Here is a 22986-nt window from a genome sequence, read left to right on the forward strand (position 1 = left end):
AATGCAAACGCTTTTAATAGCTTTGTTGCTTGGCGGTGGTTCACTTCTTTGGGCTCATGGTGATGAAATTGAGGTCAGTGATGTAGGGGCTAAAGGGCCTGTGCAGCTTACCAAAGCGCAAACTGACATGTTGGATATCAAGGTTGCTGAAGCGACTAACCGCCCCATGGCACAATTACTTAATTTGAACGGCCAAATTCAGCTGTGGCCGGATGCTCAATCAGATGTCAGTGTTCGTATTAGTGGGGCTATCAGTGCGATTGATGTTAATTTAGGGGATAAAGTTACTGTGGGTCAACGTTTGGCAACAGTACAATCACGATTAATTGGTAATCCTCCACCCAGTGTCGTGGTAAAAGCACCTATTGCAGGAGTGATTGATGTACGTAATGTCAATTTAGGACAAGCAGTTGAACCTAATACCGTTTTATTTCACATCAGTAATCGTGACCAATTATTGGTGGTTGCACAAGTCTACGAAGAGGACATAGGAAAAATTAAGACAGGGCAAGCTGTTACTATTCATCCTTTAAGTTATCCCAAAAAAAACTTCCCTGGAAAAGTGCTTCTAATGGAGCCTAACCTTGATGCATTGACACGTACGGCTAATGTGCGCATTAGTCTTTCTAATCCACAAGACCTATTAAAGCCTGGAATGTTTGTTCGTGCCAGTGTGGTTTTAAGTCGCAATGAAGCCTCTCTGACGGTCCCTAACGAAGCTCTGTTGCAAGCTGATAGTCAGAGTTTTGTTTTTGTACGCAATGGGATGACGTATGACCGTGTTGTAGTTCATGAAGGTGCCAGTGATGATGAGTACACGGAAATTCTTGAAGGTTTAGTTCCGGGAGATGAGGTGGTTATTCAGGGAAATCGAGAGCTATATACTATGTGGCTCAGTGGCAGTGGCAAACTTAAGGAAAATACTAAGGAGAGCCATTAATGTTTACACGTCTCATTGCTTGGTCATTGCATAATCGCCCCTTGGTTTTAGCGCTTACTCTAATTCTTTGTATATTAGGTGGTTATACTTTAAAGCAAATGCCAGTCGATGTGTTTCCAGAGTTTGCGCCGCCACAGGTGGTGGTACAAACACAGGCTCCTGGCATGGCAACACAAGATGTGGAAACCTTAATCACTTATCCTTTAGAAAGTGCTATTAATGGCACTCCTGGAGTTGCTAGCGTGCGCTCTAAAACTTCAGTGGGACTTTCTACGATTACAGTGGTCTTTGATGATCAAACCGATATTTACCGTAATAGGCAGTTAGTGAATGAGCGTATTCAACAGGCAACGAGTGCATTACCTCCGGGAGTTACTCCACCGGTTATGTTGCCAGTAACCTCTGCTGTGGGTTGGTTGGTAAAGTATGCCTTAGTCAGCAAAACAGACAGCCTTGAGACCTTACGTACTTTGTCGGATTGGACGATTCGACCTCGTATTCTAGCACTTGGTGGTGTTGCCTCGGTCGTGTCTATTGGCGGTGAGGTAAAGCAATATCAGGTACGACTTATTCCTGAGAGGATGTTAGCCTATCGCATCAGTGTTGAAGACGTGCGCCAAGCACTGACTACAGCCAACCAAAACGTACCGGGTGCTTTTTTACATCAAGCAGGAACAGAGCTTGTTGTTGGCACATTGGGACGTATTCAAACGCTTGAGGACATTAAAAAAACGCTGATTACTGTGCGTAATGGTGTGCCAATCACTATTAATAACATTGCAACCGTTGCTTTTGGCGGTGAAATAAAACGCGGTGATGGGGCTTACAATACAGAAAAAGCAGTTGTTGGCACCATTTCTAAAGCCTATGGCGCTGACACGGTGACGACCACTGCGAAAGTTGAAAAGGCACTGTCCGATATCAAAGCTTCTTTGCCCAAAGGCGTTACCCTAATTACTGATGTATTTCGCCAGGCGAATTTCATTGAGTCAGCCATTCAAAATTTAACAAGGGCTTTGTTAGAAGGAGCCATCATTGTTATTGCTGTACTGTTTCTCTTTTTAATGAATTGGCGTGCTTCATTTATAACTTTTTTGTCGATGCCTGTCTCGTTTGTTGTTGGAATTATGGTGCTTCATTTTTTTGGTATTGGTATCAATTCCATGACCTTAGGTGGGATGGCGATAGCGATTGGTGAGGTTGTGGATGATGGAATTATCACCGTTGAAAACGTGGTGCACCGCTTACGCATCAACCGACAGGAGAAAAAACCGCTTCCTAGTATAGAGGTTGTTTTTGATGCGGTATTAGAAATTCGAAGCTCTGTCGTGTATGCCACGGTTATTATTAGCCTTGTTTTTTTACCTATTTTCTTTTTGTCAGGTATTGCTGAGAGAATTTTTAGCCCCTTAGCAATTGCATATATTGCCTCTGTTTTAGGCTCTTTAGTGGTTTCCATTACCATGGTTCCAGCACTATGTTATTTGCTATTGGTTCGCAGCTCAGAGAAAAAAGAGGATGAAGGAGTCAGCTTACATGCATTATCACAAACGGAACGCCATTATGAAGTGGCAACACAAGAAGAATCTCATGAGCAAGAAACGCGTTTTGTGATTTGGCTCAAGCGCCATTTTTTAGTCGGTTTGGAATGGGCTTTAGCGCATTGTAAGGCGGTAGTTTTGATGTCATTAGCAGCCTTTGTTTTTGCATTAGCATTATTACCTTTCTTTGGCACTTCTTTTTTGCCTGAGTTTCATGAAGGTAATTTTATTGTGGCGATGACCACGCTACCAGGTACCTCTCTTGATGAATCGGTACGACTAGGCACACAAGTACAAAAGGCGTTGCTACGTTACCCACAAGTTATATCTATTGCACAACGCGCAGGACGTAGCGAATTAGACGAAGATGCCCTGCCACCGAATGTCAGTGAATTTGATGTGCGCCTTGATTTTGATAAGGATAAGTCGATGCCGCCCGATGAGCTGTTACGTCGCATACGTCAAGATTTAGCCAATATTCCAGGAGCAGTATTTAATGTGGGTCAGTTTATTGCGCACCGTATGGATGAAGTGCTCTCTGGAGTCAGAGCGCAGGTGGCGGTTAAAATTTTTGGTGATAATCTCTCCACATTAAATGAATTAGGTCAGTCACTAGAAACGGTACTGAAAACTATTCCGGGTGTTGTAGACGTCAATAAAGAACAACAAATTAAAGTGCCGCAATTGGTGATTCAGCTTGATCGGGAAAAAGCCGCACGCTATGGGGTTAATGTGGGTCAAATTTCGGAAGATATACAAGTTCTCTTAAATGGGGTAAGTGCATCGACTGTCTTGGAAGGGCAGCGCACTTTTGATTTGTATCTGCGCATGGAAGCGCAAGATCGCGATAGCGTAAAAGCCATTCAAAACATGCTCATTGATGCCCACGGTACCGGCGAAAATAGCGCGAGCCAAATTCCCCTGCGCGCGGTAGCGGATATTAATGTTCAGCCTCAGCCTTTTGCTATTAATCGTGAGAACGTACAACGTTTATTAGTTATCGGTTTTAACGTGCAGGGACGTGATTTAGGAAGTGTCATTCGTGATGTTCAGCTTGAAGTTCAGGAAAAAATTAAATTGCCAGCAGGTTATTTCATTCAATATGGTGGGCAGTTTGAGAGTCAGCAACAGGCATCGCGTGTCATTTTAATCTTTGGCGGCTTAGTTATTTTTGTAATGCTCATATTGCTGCATAAAGCTTTTGGTACCGTACGCGAAGCTTTATTGGTCATGTTCAATTTACCACTCGCTCTTATTGGTGGGGTCATTTCCTTATTCTTAGCCAGTGGCGAGATGAGTGTCGCTGCGATGATTGGTTTTATTACGTTATTTGGTATCGCTGCTCGTAATGGAATTATCTTGGTCAGTCATTACAATCAATTGCGCTTACAAGGCAAAACACGTAACGAGGTGGTTATTTACGGAACCCTTGATCGATTAGTTCCTGTTTTAATGACAGCAGCCACTGCCGCATTGGGTTTATTCCCCCTATTGTGGGGCTCTCCTGCAGGCAAAGAATTGGAGCGACCTTTAGCACAAGTGCTTTTGGGAGGATTATTTACCTCCACGGTATTGAATATGTTTGTAGTGCCTACGGTGTACAACGCCATCGAACATTGGCGGGAACAAAGACTATCGCTTAATCAAACCAAAGAAGGAGCTTAAAATGAGACGTATTATGACGGGTACATTGTCTGTGGTAAAAAAAATGATGCATGCTGCCGTGTTGTTTTGTTTATTAAGTCCCGCACTTTACGCGCATGGCGATGAAAAAACTCAAAAGCCTACAACCATTCCAGCAATTTGGCAGGCTGTCGATAAAGAATTATCTGATATCAATGATGCAATTACCAACAACCAGTTAGGTGAAATACATCATCATGCCTTTGCCATTAACGAGCTCATGAATAGTTTACTGCCTTTAAGTCAGTCCTTATCTCAAGTGCAACTTACAACGGTCAAAAAGCAAATGGGCTACATTGATGAGTTAGCAAAGCGTTTGGATAAAACAGGCGATGCTAACGACAAAGAGGGTTCACTCGCTAACTTTGCAAAAATGCAAAAAATCATAGCTCAGATTCGTGTTCCATACAGTGCTGAACTCAAACAAAACCAATAATATCGTTTCTAAAAGGATGATTATGCTTAATACTTCACCAAGCCGCCTCATTGTAGGCGGTATCCTAATGGCCTGTGCTGGGACTGTTTTAGCTAAGGAAACTGTACAATCGACTGTGTTAACTATCAAAAAATACCCTATTACGGTAGATGGTAAAAAAACACAACTGTTTCGTATCGAGCAGCCTGATGGCACCTGGGGTTATCATGGCGTGGAGGGGGACTTTTTTGATGCAGTGGTAAAAAACACAACAGACAAGCCTACTGTAATCCACTGGCATGGTCTTATAGTACCTAATAATCAGGATGGGGTTCCTTATGTAACACAACAGCCTATTCCTCCCGGTGGCGAATATCATTATCGGTTCAAACTCAAGCAATCAGGAACATACTGGATGCATTCACATCATGACCTACAGGTGCAACAATTTCTATCCGCACCGTTTGTCATTAGCGAACCGCAAGAGGACAAAACAACGAAACAAGTCACGTTATTTATTGGCGATTTCAGTTACAAATCTCCAGAGGCTATTTTTTCTGAATTAAAAAAAGGAAACATGACTCATTCTGATGCTCATATGAATCACAACGCCATGGCGAACATGGATTCGATGAAAATGGATAAACCTGCCGCTGATTTGAATGATGTGACTTATGATGCGTTTCTTACCAATTATCATACGCTAAAAAATCCAGAAATTGTCACTGTAACTCCGGGGCAAATAGTTCGTCTTCGTCTGATTGCAGGTTCTGCAATGACTAATTTTTTTGTAAACACGGGAGCCTTGGAAGCTCAAGCGATTGCTGCTGATGGGCAAAAAATAACACCGTTTAATGGCACTGAGTTTCAGTTGGCTGTGGGACAACGCATGGATGTGTTAGTCACAATTCCTAAACAAGGAGGAACTTATCCTATTCTTGCTCAAGGAGAGGGCACATCAATGCAAACCGGATTAATTCTAACGACAGATAAAACAAAAATAAACACGCTATCAGAAACAACAAAGAATACAGCTGGTGCTTTAAACTATGATCAGGAATTTAAGCTTCATGCTCTCGCACCACTTAAGAAAATGAATCCAGGACAGACATTGACTGTCAATTTGGAGGGAGCAATGAGGCCTTATTCCTGGACTATAAACAAACAAGCCTGGCCTGAGATTAAGCCCTTACTTGTAGCCCCCAATAAACGAATAGAGATGGTATTTGTCAATAAAACCGCGATGGCGCATCCCATGCATTTACATGGGCACGTGTTTCAGGTGACTGAAATTGATGGAAAACAATTATCAAATGGGGCTATGAGAGACACTGTTTTAGTACTGCCTAAGTCTACGGTTAAAGTTCAATTTGATAGTGATAATCCCGGAAATTGGATGATGCATTGTCATATGCTCTATCATCAAGAAAGTGGCATGATGACTTTAATGTCTTATGATGGAGTAAAATTACCTGATTTAAGCTCTCATCATATCAGTGAATTATAATTTGGATATATTGATAGAAGGATAGTCACCTAATAAAGAAGAAATGCACTTTATGATGAAGTTATAAGTAAGAAATTACATTATGGATAATTCAACTGGTATCGTCTTACTTGTTCATGGAGCATGTTACATTTATAAACTAAGTCAAATAGTGGATTATTATCATTAACCAATGGTTTGATTAGCAGATTTTTCGTTTGACGGGGCAAATAAATTAAATCGTACCAAACAAATAATTTGAGGCCAAATTAGTGGCCTCAAGTCAGTATTTACTAGTCAATACCAAAGTAAAACACAATTACATTACAGCATTTTCGTACAGAATAAGAAAATCATACAAGAGGCAATAAAAAATGTGGCAGATGATACCAATGCTACCCGACTGAATTTTTGTGTCCTTTGCGTTAAGAATTGGGCTTCATTCAATGAGTCGGAGATCAATTTTTTAATAGTTTGAACCGATTCTTTAGTAGATTCATGCAGCAATCTGGTTATTGCTTCTTTACTACTAGCCAATGCCGCATTGAGAACCTTTTCAGATTTTTCTTTGGCATCATCTTTCCATCGTGAGGAAATGTCTTCCATTTCCTCTTGGAACAGTCTCAGCAGATCCTGTTGGGCTTTTCGATTTTCCTCAATCAGTTGTTCATTCATAGTCTGAAGCATGAGGATTGGATCATCTTTACCCAAAAGTACACCATGTTTGACAGCGATGTCTTGAACGATTTTATCAAGTTTCTCTGACATTAGATCACCCTGGCGCTATCCAGCTGTTCAAATAGTTGATCGCGAACGATTTTTAAACGTTGACGGGTCATAATGCTTTTCTCTGGCGTAGCCAGGACTTCATCGAAGGTCAGCTTTTGTTGAAGCATTTCGGTTAGATCTCTGCCGTATGTTTCTTTTTTTAGATCGGGGATTTGAATCAAGGCTGATATTCTGTCTTTATTATCTCGGTAGGCTTTCAGTTGTTCAAATGCTTTTCCTTCATGCTCTATGGCTCCCCAATAGGGATTGAGCCAGACTACAAACTGAGCTTCATTTGCAAACTGGTCAATCAGTTGTGCAAAGCCATTAATGGTATCGAATAAAGCCTGGCCTCCGGTGATGACAGTATGAATCACCATTTCATGGCCTAGTTCCTTTAACAACGCGGGAACTTGGTTGCTGATGAGGTAATGAGATAGCGGTACAAAAGAACTGGCACCGTTGTCAATGACTACATCATTGGTTGTGGAGGCAATTTTTTCAATGAGAGCATCAAAAAGACGGGGGTTAATTTCATCACCACTCATAACTTGAATATGATCGACGTTTAGAGCCTTAAAGCCATGAAAGGTTGAATTGATAGGGTCGGTGTCAATACACAGCGGAGTGTGACCTTTGTGTTGTTTGTATTGTGCGGTTGTTGCTGAAATAAATGATTTGCCGACACCGCCTTTTCCCTGCAGTGTGATATGTATTTTTGCCATTACAAGAGTTCCTCCAAGTTGGGTTTGGGATTAAAAGTAAAACCGCGAATTTCAGTTTTTGTTTTACTTTTAGCCTTTTCATCTTCCTTGGTGTTTTCCTGCATAGATGGCTTTTTTTCTGCAGCAATCAAACGTGCTACATAGCCACAAAAAGTTTTATATGAAAATGAGATTTTGCCTTCCTCAACTAATGTTTCCCAGACAAGCTTTATAGACCAGCCGTCAGCTAGCGCTGAAGCGATATCATTTTTTAATGCAAGAAATGCGGCTTTATTTACAGATTTAGCAGAGGCTTTTCTTAACATTTGCTTTGCTGCGATTCGTTCGCTGAGGGAGTTTCCCATGTCATACCATCAACTTATTATTATTCTCTTTCTGATGGTACAAATTATTTTGTTGCCGTGCAATGAGTTAAGTTATTTTATTTCCTTTTGGCGTAATTAAATATCCTATTAAACGCATAAATATGTAATTTATCGTAATTATTGGTAATTATTAGAAATTAATTTGGTTTTAAAACAAATAGCCTTGAAATTACATAAAATTACCTGATAGTATGCTATTAGATGAACTTAAAACGCAGGGCAAGATAGGTGAAGTTAGCTAACCAGCAGGCTGGCTACCAAACTTCACAAATCTTATTCGCACCTTCGGTGCTCAACGAAAAACCTGTGTTTTGAGGTCAAATCAATACCCAAAGGATTGCATAACCACTTTATTAAGAGGTCAGCATCCTTATGGACGATAAAAGCAAATCCCCCACTCGAAAAAACGGGCGCCATCTCCGTGTGCCAGTTCTTCCCAATGAAGAAAAACAAATTAAAGCCAATGCCGCCAGTGTTGGTTTGTCGATTGCCGAATATTTAAGACGAATCAGCCTTGGTTACCAGTTGCAAAGCGCTATAGATAAAGACCATATTCTTCAGCTTGCCAAAATCAATGCCGATGTTGGCAGGCTTGGTGGCTTGTTAAAACTCTGGTTGACTCAGGATAAGCGTGTTGCCCATTTTGACTATGCTACGGTAATGACGCTGCTCAAGAAAATCAGGGTGTTGCAGGAAGCTATGTTCGATGTGGTGAAAAAGTTATGATTATTCGTCATATCCCTATGAAGACAGCGCGGTTAAGTAGCTTTGCCGGTCTCGTTCAATACATCACTGATCCCCAGGATAAACAGGAACGGGTGGGCAAGATTAGCCTGACTAATTGTAACAGCATCGATCCGGCCTGGGCTGTTCAGGAAATATTGGCGACTCAGGCCAAAAATCAACGGGCTACCGCAGACAAAACATATCACTTATTGATCTCCTTCGCCTCAGGGGAAATCCTGTCTGATAATCTGTTGAATACTATCGAAGATCGGGTTGTGTCCTCTATTGGGTTTAAAGAGCACAAAAGAATCAGTACCATCCACCACGACACGGATAATCTTCACATCCATGTTGCCATCAATAAAATCCATCCTAAAACCTTCAACATGATTGAGCCATACAGAGCCTACAGAACATTCGCTGAAGTGGCCACCTGCCTGGAAATTGAGTTTGGACTGCAAACAACCAACCATCAAACTCGAAAAGGACGGTCGGAAAATATAGCCGATGATATGGAACAGCATGCCGGTATAGAAAGCTTGATCAACTGGATGAAACGCCATTGCAAGGATCAAATGGAGGCAGCTGCGAGCTGGTATGAGTTACACCGAATATTGGAAGCGCATAGCCTAACCATAAAACTCAGAGCTAATGGATTTGTTTTCTGTGACAAGAAGGGACTTATAGTTAAAGCCAGTTCTGTTTCCCGTAATTTTTCCAAAAAGAACCTGCTGGCCAAACTGGGGGAATTTATACCCGTCTCATTTCAAGCTAAGACTGCTTCGCAAAACACTTATCGTTATGAACCGCTTAATAAGACCCAATCTAATTCCGAGCTATATGCCCGTTATCGTGATGAACGGCTTAATAACAAAACCATCCTTGCAGACAAGCTCAAAAACCTGCGGACAGCCAAGATCTGTGCCATTGAAAAAGTCAAAAAGCGAGCCAGGTTAAAACGAAAGGCCTTGAAATTAATGAGGATGCCGAGCATTCAGAAAAAAATTCTGTATGGGCAAATCAGCAAGACTCTCCTGGAGGAGATTGCGAAAATCCGCAACAACTATTCCGCTCAACGCCAACAGCATATTGATGGACATCAAAATCGAACTTGGGCTGATTGGTTGAGGTATAAGGCAGAGAATGGTGATCAAGATGCTTTGACCGCAATGCGTTCTCAAAATCGAAAGAACAAAGGCAAATACTCCATATCCGGGGGCAGGGCAGATACTGCTTCAGCCGATTTTAATATTCTTGATTCAATCACCAAGGAAGGTACAGAAATATACAAATATGGCAAAACGGTCATCAGAAATAATGGCCATGAAATCAAAATTTCCAGAGGCGCTTTTATTGACTCATTAAAAAAGGCGCTAGAAATGGCTCAACGACAATACGGCAATTGCATTCGGGTCAACGGCTCACCGCTATTTAAAAAAATCATCCTGCAAATCGTGATCCAACACAACCTGCCAATCACCTTTGCTGATCCGGATGTGGAAGCCCAACGAATTAAACTCAAACAGGGGACTGATAATGAACATCCAAGACGAAACCGATATGGCCATGGAAGAAGAATTGCTGCAAACGATGAAACTGTTGGAGCAAGAGGCAGAAAAAAGCGAGGCAAAACAAGAACAAAGCCCAACTCTCACCGTGCTCGACGCAGCTCGCCGGCCGAAAATCAAAACGGCATGCGAGACCTGTCCCAACTCGATGTGGTTCAGTTCGCCGAACGAGGTGAAGTGTTATTGCAGGATCATGCACATGATCAGTTGGAGCGGGAAAGACTCAAACCTGATAACCATGTGCGATGGTAATTTTTAGGCTAAATGGCTTCTTTGAAGGGGCATCAGTATTAGAGTCTTTTGACCTCTACTGTTAATTTGTGTCAAAGTAATCATCTTACGATGAGTTGCTTATCATTATTTTTAAGGAGGAAACTATAGATGTCATCTGAGCTATTAAATCGCCGAAATTTTCTTAAAAAAGCGGCTCTAGTGGTTGGTGGCTCATTAATAGCCAGCCCCCTGCTTTTAGCAAGCCCAATCCTCAATCTTGATAAAAAAGAGGAAGAAGAAGTCTCCCCTAATGAGGACTTAATGAGGGAGCATGGTATCCTGCGCCGCATCATTCTTATTTATCGGGAAGCCATTCATCGAATGAATGAAAAACAGGAGTTAAATCCTGCCCTTATTAATAAATCAGCCACCATCATTCGGCATTTTATTGAAGAGTATCATGAAAAACTTGAAGAAAATTTTCTGTTTCCACGGTTTGAAAAGAAAGGTCGGCTGGTTGATTTGGTAAGCACCCTTAAAATTCAGCATCAGGCAGGAAGGAAATTAACCGATTACATTTTAGAAGCATCAAGTTCGAAACACTTTAAATCCCATAATAAGAATTTTATCGAAGTCTTATATCAATTCATTAACATGTATGAGTCACATGCGGCAAGAGAGGATACGGTTCTGTTCCCCGCTTTCAAGGCTATTGTTTCAGACAGCGAATACCAGGAAATGGGTGAGCAATTTGAAGAAGAAGAGCATAAACGATTCGGTAAAGATGGATTTGATGGGATGGTGTCCCAAGTAGAAGCGATTGAAAAGGAATTACATATTTATGACCTCGCAAAATTTACGCCCCAATCCATTTTCGGAGAAAAGATTTGATTGTTTTTTGGCCGAATAACTTTTAATGGCAGGGCTAATATTAGTTTTATATTTTCCTGAAAAACTGGTGAAAGGAGTAGTGGGAAACTTTGGTCAGTTTTGTAATTTCTACCTTTTTCATCAATGTTGTCTTCACTAAAGAAAAATAATGAGGAGGTTAAGTCTAAAATGGAGCATCTAAACTTCAATTGGTTTCATCAAATTAATGCCAGTGAAAACATATCCAACTATCAGTTGTGGGTTGGTATTTTTACCGCGAAATATCTCGTCTTTTTTATTGTGATAGGGCTTGTGTTCATATGGGTACTAGGTGACTCAAAAAAGCGCTATACTCTATTTTTAGCATTTGGCGCTAGTTTATTTGCATTACTCATTAATTGGGGAATTAGTCTCCTATGGTTTCATCCGCGACCATTTATGTTGGGTATTGGACATACTTACCTTCCTCATGCCCCAGATAGTTCATTTCCCAGTGATCACTTTACAGCTCTCTGTGCTATTTGTTTCGTTTATCTGTGGCGGGAATCAACGGAAGCTATAACAAGTTTTATACTTGTATTGTCGTCTTTTTTGGTTGGTTGGGCTCGTATTTATGTGGGTGTGCATTTTCCTTTTGATATGTTAGGAGGTGCTATTGTTGCTTTGCTTTCTGCAAGCATCATAATTTATATTTCCCCCCTAATTCATCAATATGTATTTCCACTTTCTGAGCAACTTCACGAAATAGTATTTGTAAAACTAATACGTAAACAAGTGAAGTGATAAAAAGTTAAGAGTTATTCGATTAGATAAACAATTATTAATCTGGTTTAATGCCATCCTAATCCGGCCGATACTGCACAAAAAAGGACAACAATCCATGCTGGAACCCGCCAAAATTGGAGCAAAAGAAAAGCAGTCATTGCTAACAAATAATCATTTAACGAAAAAATAGCACTGGTCCAAACGGGTTGGTAAAATGCGGTTAATAACAAACCTACCACTGATGCGTTTATTCCCAGTATGGCTCTTTGCATGGAAGGATGTTGGCGCAGGTTTGCCCATAAAGGTAATGCTCCAATTATCAATAAAAATGAAGGCAAAAAGATAGCAACTAAGGCAATGCTCGCGCCAAGCCATCCATTTGGTGTGCTTGTCGACACCGCACCAAGGAATGCTGCGAATGTAAAAAGAGGCCCAGGTAGAGCTTGAGCAGCCCCATATCCTGCAAGAAAAAGAGAGTTATCGACCCAACCATTCGGAACAACCTTGGCTTGCAACAGAGGTAAAACCACATGTCCCCCACCAAAGACCAAAGAACCAGCTCGATAAAAGGATTCAAATAATTGCATAGGATAGCTTGCGATATAAAAAGACAAAATCGGTAGCAAAGTGAGTAAAATAAAAAAAGTAAGCAACACAATAATCCCTGTGCGTCTACTAAGATTAATTCTCAACTCACTGGTAGGAAGTGATTTTTCAGGAGAAAGAAAAAACAAACCAAAAAGACCGCCAAGCACTATCATCGCTATTTGTCCACTGGCATAAGGAATGATGCTTGAACCAATGCAAGCCAACACTGCAAGGCTTGCTCTTGTTTTGTCAGGACATAAAGAAACGCTCATGCCCCAAAGTGCTTGAGCAACAACTGCCACAGCAACTACTTTCAAACCATGAATCCAGGGAGGATTATCATGAATACCCATCTTGATAAGAGCAAGGCCAAATATCACCATCAGCAAAGCAGAAGGTAGAGTAAATCCAAGCCAGGCAGCTATGGCACCTCGAACGCCACCTTTTGACAGGCCAAGTGCAATACCCACTTGGCTACTCGCTGGTCCTGGCAAAAATTGACATAATGCAACCAAATCAGCATAGGCATGGTCACTCAGCCATTTTAATCGACCTACAAACTCATCACGGAAATAACCAAGATGCGCTATGGGACCACCAAAGCTAATGCATCCCAATTTTAAAAAAATCAGAAAAATGCTCGTTATGGTTACCCGTTCCTTTTTATACTTTTGGTCAATCAATGATTTCTCCATTAGCACAGGGGCTTTTCTCTTCTATTCAATAGGAATAGCTGTTTATAATAATTTAGTCTCAAGAGGCAAAGTCTACAATAAAAATATCATTAAATGATGAGGTTGCACAGAAACCAATATCTCCTCCATACTAAACGATAATTTTTGCAACTGTTTTTCATAACGACCATAAAAAAGGAAATGTAACGAATGGAATTTCGAAAATTACAATGGAGTTTGATAAAAACAGAAGATTCTTCAGTAACTATTTTAATCAGGCTCTTGGTGAGTTTTGTATTTCTTCCAGAAGGAATACAGAAATTGATATTCCCCGCTATTTTAGGCAGTGGGCGATTCGCCCAGATTGGAATTCCCTTCCCCGATATCATGGGGCCATTTGTAGGAATAACTGAAATAACATGTGGTTTATTAATTCTATTGGGTTTAGTCACTCGGCTGGCAGCTATCCCTCTAATTATTATTATGATAGTGGCTATTATTTCAACTAAAATACCTATTCTGCTCGGACACGACTGGTGGATGTTTCATGTCGCCAAATTTTCACGTTATGGTTTTTGGAGCATGATGCACGAAATCCGTACGGATGTGTGTATGCTTTTAGCTTCTATTTATTTGTTGATTAGGGGCGGAGGACGATGGGCAATTGACGCATGGATTTTTACTGAACAAGCATTCTTAGACTGAGATTGCAAGCAATTAAGCAAAAGTAATGTCATCTAAAATGGTTTTCTTCATAGATTTTATACTTCAAGCAAAATTTCAACCACTCCAAAGTTGCAATATCTTTCAGCAGAATGAGATCTTGCAACTTATTGTAAAAGCATCAAAGTCGTTAATGTATCTCTATAGCTTGATTTTAACTGATGTGAACAACATTACCCCGCCATGAATAGCATGGCAGATTGTGTTTTTTAGCTAGTTTTTCAACTTTCGGCTTGAACTGTCGTCTTACACCTCCACGCCCAAACGGCTAAGCCTGGCCATATCATTAAAATCGCTAAATTTTTTAGGGTTTTCAGACTGTTCGCCAGGCGCAAAGGTAGGAAGGATAATCAGGCCATTGACGGCCTTGGCAGCTTCTGTGGCCTTTTCTTTGCCCGGGTTCACGCCCTTGCTTAGCTCTAGATGCTTATCGTCATCAGCGGCAATTATGATTGGGATATGGGGGTATTTTTCATGCAAGGTTTTGGCGACTGCTTTGAGGTTGCCTGAGTCTAATGCTGATACAACGGCTGGTAATTCTGTGGCCTGTTTTATGGTTGCGGCGGTGGCATAGCCTTCAGCGATGACGATCACAGGGACATTGACTAGTTTATCCAGACCTCCCAGGACATGAAAACAGCCTTCTTTTCTTGCATTTTTGGCAAAGCGTTTTGTACCATCCTCGGCAATATACTGAACTGTCCATACGTTACCCTCAATGTCGGTGGCAGGGATGTAGGTTAAGCGCTTGTCCTCATCAGTGTAGATACCGGAGTGAACCTGAATTCCTTTGGCTGTCAGGTAAGGCGTGGGTTCGGTTAACTCGTTCATCAGGGATAGCTTTTCCTTAAGCCTGACTGCCGTAGTTCTTTGTAATTCTTCAACCTTAAGTTCCCGATTTTTTTGATTCTGCAGGGCTTGGGACTTAAGGGTAGCCTTTTGTTCATCAGTTAAGATATAGCCTTTGCTCTTCCATTTCAGTTCTTCCCCTGTACGATTGTTTTTGATGTAGCCAGCCGGGATGCCATCTAAATGTGCCACGTAGAATCCAGCCTTTTCACCTTGTTTATCTCCATCCATTTCGATTCGATGCGGCTTGCTGTCCATGATGGGGTGTTTGCCTGTGGCGATTGCTCCCATGCTAATCAGCGCTTCTTTGAACTCATCTTCTGGTGAGATGGCTTTGTCTTGAGCTAATGCTTGTGGATTGGGTAGCCATGTCTTGATTGTATCTAAAGGGACACCGGGATTTGCATACCAGCATTTCTGGGCTTTATCCCAGGCGATGGCCGCGGTGCCATCGGGCAGTTTGCCTGTCTGGGTTTTTGCGGTTTCTTTGTCTTTGAAGGGAATGCTTAGCCAGATCTTTTCAGTGGTGTGTTGTTTATTTTCCATAACGGCTCTCTCAATGGCGCTGTCTTCTCTGATGTTTATCCGCTGTGCCTGCTGTATTTCCTGAACTTGATCAAGAGCACAGATGTGATTGACTATCTTTTCAGCGTCCGCAGAAGCTTTGAAGATTTCGAGGGGCTCATTTTCCAAAACACGAATCCATGATTTGATATAAGCAGTGTGTTGCGATGGATCATGGCCTATACCAAGTTCGGCACCTAACAGCATGCTTGCAATTTCTGCTCTCAATTCTTCTTTTGCATCAAAGGGATGGCCTAAATCTCTATCCAATCTTGAGGGATGACCACTCCAATGTCCTAGTTCATGCAAAGCAGTAGCATAGTAGTTCGCTGCGGATTTAAATTGCTCTTTTGGTGGAAGATGGATGCTATCAGTCGATAATCTGTAAAAAGCTCTGTCTGCTTCAGAGTGTTCAATGTTGGCGCCAGATTTATGTAATAGCTTTTCTGCTCTTTCAATTAAGGACCAATCAGACTCTTTTGCATTAAGCTCTGGCATATTATCAATTTGAGAAGCATGAAATACCGTTGCATAAAATACCTTAGGTCGTTCAAGATTCACCTGCACTTTTAATGGATTACCATGCACATCAAGCACAGGTTTACCAGCATCATCGTGTTTGGTTTGTTCTTCATGAAATTTCCAATATTGGATTGTGGTACCTTTTTCTCCCTTGCGAACTTGCCCGTCCATATTTTGTGCTTGCTTGTAGGTTAACCAACGGTTGTCATCACTTTGGTTCAGCATTAAATACAATGCATTAATTCCTCGATAACGCTTTCCTGTGATCGGATTATATGGAACTTGACCATTGCCTATACCTGGCTCCCATGGTTTCAACCAGGGAGCGGTTCCTGCTTTCAGGCTTTCAATAATTTGATTGGCAACAACTTGATGGTAGGGTATTTTAGTCATACATGGCCTCCATCGCATCTTCTTCATTGAGTGCATCTTCAAAAAATGCGCCCATGATTTCAGCTTCTATTGGACTGACTTCGACAAGAAAGCCAGGGATTACTAAATCCTCGTATTTTTCTGAAATCACATCCATTAACTCGGTTTCATGACTCATGTGTATTCCCCCGTTTATTAATAACCCATATGGGTGTGATCATTCCTTTGATTTGTTTCGTATGAACAAGACCATAATATCGACCATCAAATGACCATTCGCTTTGACTGGTCATAGTCATCACTTCATCTTTTTGGAGTTGGTAATTCATTACTTGCCATTGAGGTAAGTCACGCTTCATCCCATCCTGTAGTTTTGGTTTTGAATAGGGGGTTAGTATGTGATTAACAAATACCCCTTTATTGGTCACAGAGAGGATATCGCCAGAAACAGCCACCACTTTTTTCATTAAGTAACCATATCCATCACAGTAAAGACCATGGTCTATATAACCTCTATCCCTCGCTAACCCAAATGACTCTCTGTTATCAGGACAAAAAATCACATAAGTATTTTTGATAGGGGCTTCGCTGGTAACGCGATATAAGCCTATAGGAATGGATTCAGTCAGGTTTATCCTAAAACCCATGGCATGAAATAGTGTGCCTACAACAATAAGGCTGATCAAGAAAATAGAGATGATGGCTGACAGTTTTTTCATAACCTGATGACCTCATCTTCACTTAAACGAGTACGTAAAATATCTGAGTGGACAGGAGCCTCAACGGATGCTCTTGCCATGAAGATCGGATCTTTAAAGTAAAGAGGTTGTTTACCATAAATAGCAGGGAAGCCCGCTGCATATACAACCATATCCCCAGCCTCAATAATCAGGCCATTAGCATCTTTTTTAGGTCCTGGCATACGTAGACACTCATCAATCGTTAAAAGAGGTCTTGATATTTCCTGAACGGTTTTTGATATTTGATTTAAGAACGTAGAAAAGCGTTTGCCACTGGTGGTAATGTGTTCTTTAACAATAGTTGTTTGACCTGTCAGCTTGGACAGATGTTCTGCGGTTTCAACTCTGTTGGGAGGATAAGCATTTTGGATATGACAATTTGAAGTGATGGTTTCATCGGGGCCATAGCCTCGTTCACGGCTTTTAAGCTGATTAATGTCCTGACAAATTAAGTAAAACTTTAAACCATAGCCGGCAACAAAAGCTAATGACTCTTGTAGTATGTCGAGTTTCCCAAGGCTTGGAAATTCATCAATCATGCAAAGCAGTCGATGTTTATACGTTTTTTTAGCACTAACATAAGATAATCCTTTGTCATCGGACACACGCTCAAATTCCATTCTGTCGGCCAATAGTCTCACTATCATATTTATCATGACTCTAACCAGAGGCTGAAGCCTTGCCTTGTCATTGGGTTGAGTAACGATATAGAGGCTCACGGGATTTTCATGATTCATTAAATCGCGGATACAAAAATCTGATGCAGATACGTTATGCGCAACCACTGGATCGCGATATAACGCCAGATAAGATTTTAAAGTAGATAACACAGAGCCTGCTTCTTCTTCCGGTCTATCTATCATGTCACGAGCCGAGGCTGATATAACAGGATGGGTTTTACCCTCAACATGCGGGTATTGGGTCATTTCAATGAGCAGGTCAGCAATGTTAATATTGGGATCAACCAGCATGCGGTCAATGTTAGGAAATGTGGCTGGCTCTCCCTGGTTGTTCAGTTTATAAATCGCATGTAGAATAAAACCAACTAGAAGGGCTTGAGAGGTTTTCTGCCAGTGGGTTTCCAACCCCTTACCATCGGGATCAACCACAAGTGTTGCCAAATTTTGTACGTCACCCACCTCTGATTCCGTACTTACTCTTATTTCATCCAGAGGGTTCCAGCGTGCGCTTCCTTTTAACGTTGCAGGTTCAAATCGAATGACCTTGTTGGTAGCATGTTTCTGCCTCCATCCAGCAGTCATTGCCCAAAGCTCGCCTTTTAAATCAGTGATGACGCAAGAATGTTTCCACGATAGAAGGGTGGGAATCACAAGACCAACACCTTTGCCTGAGCGCGTTGGTGCATAAGTTAAAACATGCTCTGGCCCATTATGGCGTAGATAATGAATTGCTCCTTTGTCATCTTCAAACGCGCCAACATAAACTCCTTCATCATGTCCAATGAGGCTTGCATTGTTTAAGTCCTCCCAATTAGCCCATCTGGCTGAACCATGGAGGTAGTCACTCACATTGTTCTTTTTAAAATACTTGGAGGCCAACACTATCATCATTAAAAACAGACAACCCATCATAACAATGAGGCCAAAGGCAGCATTAAAAGAATCTGGGTAATAGGGTTGATACTTAATAGCCCAGATAAAAATCTGCCAAGGCATATAAATAGGTGCAAATGCCCCTCCAAGGGCATCAGTATAGTGAAATTGATGCGCGAAAAACTGAGTTCCAATTTGCATGCTGAATAAGAAAGAGCAAATCACTAATAAGACTAACGTTCTATTTATCTTGCCGTGATTTTTTTCTCTGACTTGAGGACCTATAGCTTTATTAGGTTTGTTTTGGCTCATTGGCTCTCTCCAGATGCCTTTTGGTTCACAAATTGGCTCACCTCATCTGAAGCTTCAACTCCTGAACTAAGGCTACCCGCAGGCGTGCCCATGGATAAAATATTTTGCGCATTGGATTCTTGTGATTCAGAAGTGGATGAATTCGCATTACTTTGTATTGCCTCCGCAATTTTACCACCCGTTGTGTCCGCGATTTTCTCAGCAATCGATTCTTTAATTGAATTCGCTTTCTCGCGAGCAACATCCATAGTGCCTGAGGCTAAATGTTGCCCAAATGAACCTGCAAATTTGGCAGCAGTTCCCATTGCTTCAGCTAAACCACCAGTTCTGGAACCTTTATCCATTCCTGACAGTGTACTTGTTTCACCAGAATTGGTTGATTGACTGGCTGCTTTAAACGCGGCATTAAGTGCGGATAATCCACCACCACTTTGGGCAAGTGCGGTGCCTGCTGCGCCTGCCATGGCAGCACCTGCAATTCCAGCGGCTCCCATAGCTCCACCAAGACCGAGTCCACCGCCAGAACCACCTCCGGACACAATGCCAGCTAAAGCAGGCGGAATTTTGTCAATAAGAACCAATAACAGTACGGCAACAACCAGCATGACAAACATTTCTTTAAGCATGATGTTTTCAGACATCGCTGCGTAATATTGATCTACAAAAGATTTACCGATACCAATAATCAAAATCATGGCAAAAGCTTGCAATGCGATACCCAATACGGTTTTGTAGTAGTTAATCGCAATATCCTGCGTCCAACGGCCACCACCAAACCCTAATAAAACAATGCCACCATAGGTTAAGATCCAGGCGGTGATTAAGATAATGAGCATGTTAATACTGACTAAAGCTAGAATAATCAGAATGACCCCGGCAACGAGCAAACCAACTGTAGTTGCTGCAGGGGACCAGATGGATGAACTGTCTATAGCTTTTGAGACAATATCAAACCCAACATCCACAATATCAGAAGGAGAGACATGCTCATTAATTCCAGAAGCCTTTGCTGCAAGTTGCCGCATGGAGTCTATGATTGCTTTTGCAATTGCAGGTCCATTGTCTAAAATCCAATAGAAAAAACCGACAACCACAAAAAATCGTACCGTTTCGCTCAAGAATTCTTGAATGTCTGCTTTTCGCAATGCCATCAAGCCGTAAGTCCACACCATACTGATTAATGCCAAAGACCAGAACAGATATCTGGCATAACTCAACATGGTTTTGCTCCATAGCGCGGATGTGCTGGCAAACCGTTGTAAAATATTATCCAGCAAATCACGACTATCCATGCCATGCCCCTGAGCATGGCAGCAAGCAGAAAACCCAAGTAAGCAAAAAAGAATAAAATAGGGAGTTATTTTTTTATTCATACCATCACCACTTTTTGCCAGAACTTTTGGAATAACTACCCCCTCGGAAACATGCATCGCCAATCGCTTGGAGTTCTTCTTTAGTACGACCTTCTCTTGAACTGTCACATCTTAGCGAAGCCAAATGATCAGCTTTTTTTTGAGCTGTGGTTTCAGCACTGTCGCAACCTGACAGGACACAAGTAAGAACCAAAATTGATAAACATAAAATTTTCATTTCCTCTCCTTTTTATGATGGATTACCATTTTTTCCCTGAGCTTTTATGGTATGCCCCAGATCTGAAATGCTCATCTCCTGCAGTCTGTATCGCTTCCTTATTGGCACTTGCTGCATCTTTGACTGCCTGTGCATTTTGTTGCGCCAATAACACGCCTCTGATTTGGAGCAATTGATGGGATTGATTACTTGCTAATTGAGAAGCGGCTTGGAGAGCCTGTTTTTGGCCTGCAGCACTTTGTGCTTGAGATTGCAACGTACGCAGCTTTGCAGAATCATTTTTTAAGCTCTGTTGTTGTTTATCAATCCCTTTGAGCATGGCATCATTGGAGCGTTTTTCAGCAACAGAAGCCGCTAATCTGCTTTGTTTGATTTTTCTAAGTTCTTCAGCAGAACATTGACCCGTGCCATTAAAACACGGGGTCTTTTGGTAGTATTCCTGACTTTGGAATCGGTCAAGATACCCTTGGAGGCTGCCAGCTTCCTGCTTGTAGTAATCAATGGTATCAGTCGACTCCAGCAAATTATTAATAACCGAGTTGGCATTATCCCATTCAAAGGAAGTCAGTGATTTGGTGTTGTCTAACATGTTTTGATATTGATCCATCTGATTTTTGTATTGATCGACTTGCGTTTTATACTCGCTAAGCTGAGTTGCAATCATTTTTCCATTTTGAATCCAGTTCGCAATGTCAAACACAGGCGCACCACCCGCGAATACTGGTAAAGCAAAGCAATAAATAATCATGGATTTAAATTTCATAATGCTCTCCTTCATTGATAAGCAAATTGCTTATATGATTGTTTAAACGTTAAATCTTTCACTACGATGATATTGAAACGATAACCTGGACGGACATTGATAGTAGGAGACACATTCAGGTTTTTTGAAACCAGTTGCGAAGTAACCTCGCCCAACTGTTGCCCTAAAGCCTGACTCATCACACTGCCAGCTGTGGGCTGAGCGTAACCCAATTGGTTAGATTGATTGGTATTTTGGCTATAAGTAATACCCGCAATAATGCCTGACATTAAAAGCGCTGAACCATAAATTCGCGCATAATGATGATCTACCTGATCGCGAAAACCACCATATCCAGCACTATCAGCACCCGGCATAGACCCAATATCCAAAGCTTTACTGTCTGGAAACACTAGGCGTTGCCAAGCCACTAATACGGAAGACTGACCAAAAGGGACATCACTGGAATAAAGTCCCAATATCTTCGTTCCTTGAGGTATTAAAAGATATTTTCCGGTAGCGGTGTCATATACGTTTTGTGATACTTGAGCGATGATTTGGCCTGGTAATTCTGAAGAAATACCACTAATCATTACCCCTGGAATCACGCTGCCAGCTCTTAGTTCGTATCGACTGTTTGGATTTTGCAGCGTTGAATTTAAATGCCAACGCATTTCATTTTCCTCGCCACCTAATGTTTGTGGCATAGGTTTGGCCTGTCTTCCTTGTAATAATGCGAGCTGCTCTTTAAATGCTGATGAAGGGTCGATGTTTAATGTCATCTCAGTGCTATTCATAGATGTTTTAGTAGTGTCGCGATTATTTAATCGTGGGTTATCGACCATTACGGATGACTTAGCTTTGACAGCCTCTTCAAATTCTTGAGTTTTTTCCTGACGAATACGCTCGATTTCAGCTTCAGATACCTCTTGTGTCAGAGTATCTTCTTGATGAGGAAGTTGTTCAGGAATGGGCAAAGGACCTGTTTCATTATTAGCTATCGTGTCACTCTGGGAAGGAATCACTGCTGTTTTATGATTTCCTACCACATCATTGGCAAGGCTCATGGTATTTTTCTTAGGGTTCTTAACCTTTACTATTTCTGATGGCTGGTTTTGCGCATTAGCCCGTTTATTGGCAACTAATGCGATGAGCACCACAAAAAGAGTTAAAATACCAATTGCAATTATGAGTGGCACATTATTTACTCGTTTTACACCTGTGGTTTGAAGCTTTTGCGGTGAATTGTCTGGTGACAAATAATCATTATTTCGATTCATCGTTCTACTCCTTATGAGTCCATGCGCTGACAGGGATGATATTTTCATTGTTTTTTGCATACAGCCGGCTCAATGTTTGTATTCCTACAAAAAGGCTTATTCTGTAACTTTGAGGTTTAAGCTCATCAAGAACGTAGAAAAAATTAGCTTTATTCTTAGGGCATTGATTTTCATTGATGCCATAGCCCTTTTTTCTCAAGTTTTGAATAAGACTTAAGCCAAAGCCATCGTTGACTGCCTGACCAATACAAAATGTATTTTGAGCAGGTGGATAGACTCGGATTAATTGAGTGGCTGCATCTGCCGCCAAATAAGCATCTTTACCCTGAGGCATTTGGGTGAAATTGCCATAACGCATGCTGGCACAGCTTGATAACAAGACAGCGAGCAGTAAAACACTTAATTCTTTCAT

General features: G+C 41.4%; 21 protein-coding genes and 1 pseudogene. 9 read left to right on the plus strand and 13 right to left on the minus strand.

Annotation, left to right across the window (positions count from 1 at the left end; genetic code table 11):
• Nucleotide 1: 1 nt before the first annotated feature.
• Genes J2N86_RS04015 through J2N86_RS04030 form a run of 4 tightly spaced genes read left to right on the plus strand, consistent with a single transcriptional unit; the run spans nucleotide 2 to nucleotide 6086 of the window.
• Nucleotides 2–940 carry an efflux RND transporter periplasmic adaptor subunit gene (locus J2N86_RS04015; protein ID WP_127057527.1) on the plus strand — a complete coding sequence of 313 codons (939 nt, stop codon included), beginning with the start codon at nucleotides 2–4 and terminating at the stop codon, nucleotides 938–940.
• Complete coding sequence (locus tag J2N86_RS04020; protein ID WP_059428265.1) at nucleotides 940–4146, plus strand: efflux RND transporter permease subunit; 3207 nt, start codon at nucleotides 940–942, stop codon at nucleotides 4144–4146. The genes J2N86_RS04015 and J2N86_RS04020 overlap by 1 nt, the downstream gene beginning before the upstream one ends.
• Nucleotide 4147: 1 nt before the next feature.
• Nucleotides 4148–4600: a hypothetical protein gene (locus J2N86_RS04025; RefSeq protein ID WP_059428266.1), complete on the plus strand. Its 453-nt coding sequence runs from the start codon at nucleotides 4148–4150 to the stop codon at nucleotides 4598–4600.
• A gap of 22 nt (nucleotides 4601–4622) precedes the next feature.
• Nucleotides 4623–6086, plus strand: a complete 1464-nt coding sequence (locus tag J2N86_RS04030) for a multicopper oxidase family protein (RefSeq protein WP_233588865.1) — start codon at nucleotides 4623–4625, stop codon at nucleotides 6084–6086.
• Between the two features lie 303 nt (nucleotides 6087–6389).
• On the opposite strand, the gene J2N86_RS04035 is transcribed toward J2N86_RS04030, so the two are convergent.
• Genes J2N86_RS04035 through J2N86_RS04045 form a run of 3 tightly spaced genes read right to left on the minus strand, consistent with a single transcriptional unit; the run spans nucleotide 6390 to nucleotide 7902 of the window.
• A complete protein-coding gene (locus J2N86_RS04035; RefSeq protein WP_059428714.1) occupies nucleotides 6390–6833 on the minus strand; it encodes a conjugal transfer protein TraM in 444 nt (147 codons plus the stop codon).
• Entirely contained in the window at nucleotides 6833–7558 is a 726-nt protein-coding gene (locus J2N86_RS04040) for an ArsA-related P-loop ATPase (RefSeq protein ID WP_059428715.1), read from the minus strand. The genes J2N86_RS04035 and J2N86_RS04040 overlap by 1 nt, the downstream gene beginning before the upstream one ends.
• Entirely contained in the window at nucleotides 7558–7902 is a 345-nt protein-coding gene (locus J2N86_RS04045) for a TraK family protein (RefSeq protein WP_059428716.1), read from the minus strand. Before J2N86_RS04045 ends, J2N86_RS04040 begins: the two co-directional genes overlap by 1 nt.
• 393 nt (nucleotides 7903–8295) lie before the next feature.
• Between J2N86_RS04045 and traJ the strand changes: the two genes are divergently transcribed.
• From traJ to J2N86_RS04065, 4 genes are all read left to right on the plus strand, one after another.
• Nucleotides 8296–8649, plus strand: coding sequence for a conjugal transfer transcriptional regulator TraJ (traJ, locus tag J2N86_RS04050; protein ID WP_127057524.1), 354 nt, complete (start codon nucleotides 8296–8298; stop codon nucleotides 8647–8649).
• A complete protein-coding gene (traI, locus tag J2N86_RS04055) occupies nucleotides 8646–10469 on the plus strand; it encodes a TraI/MobA(P) family conjugative relaxase (RefSeq protein WP_127057523.1) in 1824 nt (607 codons plus the stop codon). Before traJ ends, traI begins: the two co-directional genes overlap by 4 nt.
• 129 nt (nucleotides 10470–10598) lie before the next feature.
• Entirely contained in the window at nucleotides 10599–11321 is a 723-nt protein-coding gene (locus J2N86_RS04060) for a hemerythrin domain-containing protein (protein ID WP_127057522.1), read from the plus strand.
• 168 nt (nucleotides 11322–11489) lie between these two features.
• Entirely contained in the window at nucleotides 11490–12083 is a 594-nt protein-coding gene (locus J2N86_RS04065; protein ID WP_158616438.1) for an undecaprenyl-diphosphatase, read from the plus strand.
• A gap of 47 nt (nucleotides 12084–12130) precedes the next feature.
• On the opposite strand, the gene chrA is transcribed toward J2N86_RS04065, so the two are convergent.
• A complete protein-coding gene (gene chrA / locus J2N86_RS04070) occupies nucleotides 12131–13336 on the minus strand; it encodes a chromate efflux transporter (RefSeq protein WP_233588864.1) in 1206 nt (401 codons plus the stop codon).
• 201 nt (nucleotides 13337–13537) lie between these two features.
• On the opposite strand from chrA, the gene J2N86_RS04075 reads away from it, so the two are divergent.
• Nucleotides 13538–14032, plus strand: coding sequence for a DoxX family protein (locus J2N86_RS04075; protein WP_127057519.1), 495 nt, complete (start codon nucleotides 13538–13540; stop codon nucleotides 14030–14032).
• Nucleotides 14033–14204: 172 nt separating this feature from the next.
• Here the strand turns inward: J2N86_RS04075 and J2N86_RS04080 are convergent.
• From J2N86_RS04080 to J2N86_RS04120, 9 genes and pseudogenes are all read right to left on the minus strand, one after another.
• Nucleotides 14205–16378, minus strand: a pseudogene (locus J2N86_RS04080) (zincin-like metallopeptidase domain-containing protein).
• Complete coding sequence (locus J2N86_RS04085) at nucleotides 16371–16535, minus strand: hypothetical protein (RefSeq protein ID WP_199737858.1); 165 nt, start codon at nucleotides 16533–16535, stop codon at nucleotides 16371–16373. The pseudogene J2N86_RS04080 and the gene J2N86_RS04085 overlap by 8 nt, the downstream one beginning before the upstream one ends.
• Complete coding sequence (gene traF / locus J2N86_RS04090; protein ID WP_252581111.1) at nucleotides 16525–17076, minus strand: conjugative transfer signal peptidase TraF; 552 nt, start codon at nucleotides 17074–17076, stop codon at nucleotides 16525–16527. Before traF ends, J2N86_RS04085 begins: the two co-directional genes overlap by 11 nt.
• Nucleotides 17073–18962, minus strand: a complete 1890-nt coding sequence (locus J2N86_RS04095; protein WP_252581112.1) for a type IV secretory system conjugative DNA transfer family protein — start codon at nucleotides 18960–18962, stop codon at nucleotides 17073–17075. The genes traF and J2N86_RS04095 overlap by 4 nt, the downstream gene beginning before the upstream one ends.
• Nucleotides 18959–20335: a P-type conjugative transfer protein TrbL gene (gene trbL, locus J2N86_RS04100; RefSeq protein WP_252581113.1), complete on the minus strand. Its 1377-nt coding sequence runs from the start codon at nucleotides 20333–20335 to the stop codon at nucleotides 18959–18961. Before trbL ends, J2N86_RS04095 begins: the two co-directional genes overlap by 4 nt.
• A gap of 4 nt (nucleotides 20336–20339) precedes the next feature.
• A complete protein-coding gene (locus J2N86_RS04105; protein ID WP_252581114.1) occupies nucleotides 20340–20552 on the minus strand; it encodes a hypothetical protein in 213 nt (70 codons plus the stop codon).
• Between the two features lie 22 nt (nucleotides 20553–20574).
• Complete coding sequence (gene trbJ, locus J2N86_RS04110; RefSeq protein WP_252581115.1) at nucleotides 20575–21315, minus strand: P-type conjugative transfer protein TrbJ; 741 nt, start codon at nucleotides 21313–21315, stop codon at nucleotides 20575–20577.
• Nucleotides 21316–21326: 11 nt separating this feature from the next.
• Nucleotides 21327–22574: a TrbI/VirB10 family protein gene (locus J2N86_RS04115; protein ID WP_252581116.1), complete on the minus strand. Its 1248-nt coding sequence runs from the start codon at nucleotides 22572–22574 to the stop codon at nucleotides 21327–21329.
• A 4-nt stretch (nucleotides 22575–22578) separates the two neighbouring features.
• Nucleotides 22579–22986 carry a conjugal transfer protein TrbH gene (locus tag J2N86_RS04120; RefSeq protein WP_252581117.1) on the minus strand — a complete coding sequence of 136 codons (408 nt, stop codon included), beginning with the start codon at nucleotides 22984–22986 and terminating at the stop codon, nucleotides 22579–22581.

This window comes from Legionella lytica (assembly GCF_023921225.1).
In the GTDB taxonomy this organism is placed as follows: Bacteria; Pseudomonadota; Gammaproteobacteria; order Legionellales; family Legionellaceae; genus Legionella; species Legionella lytica.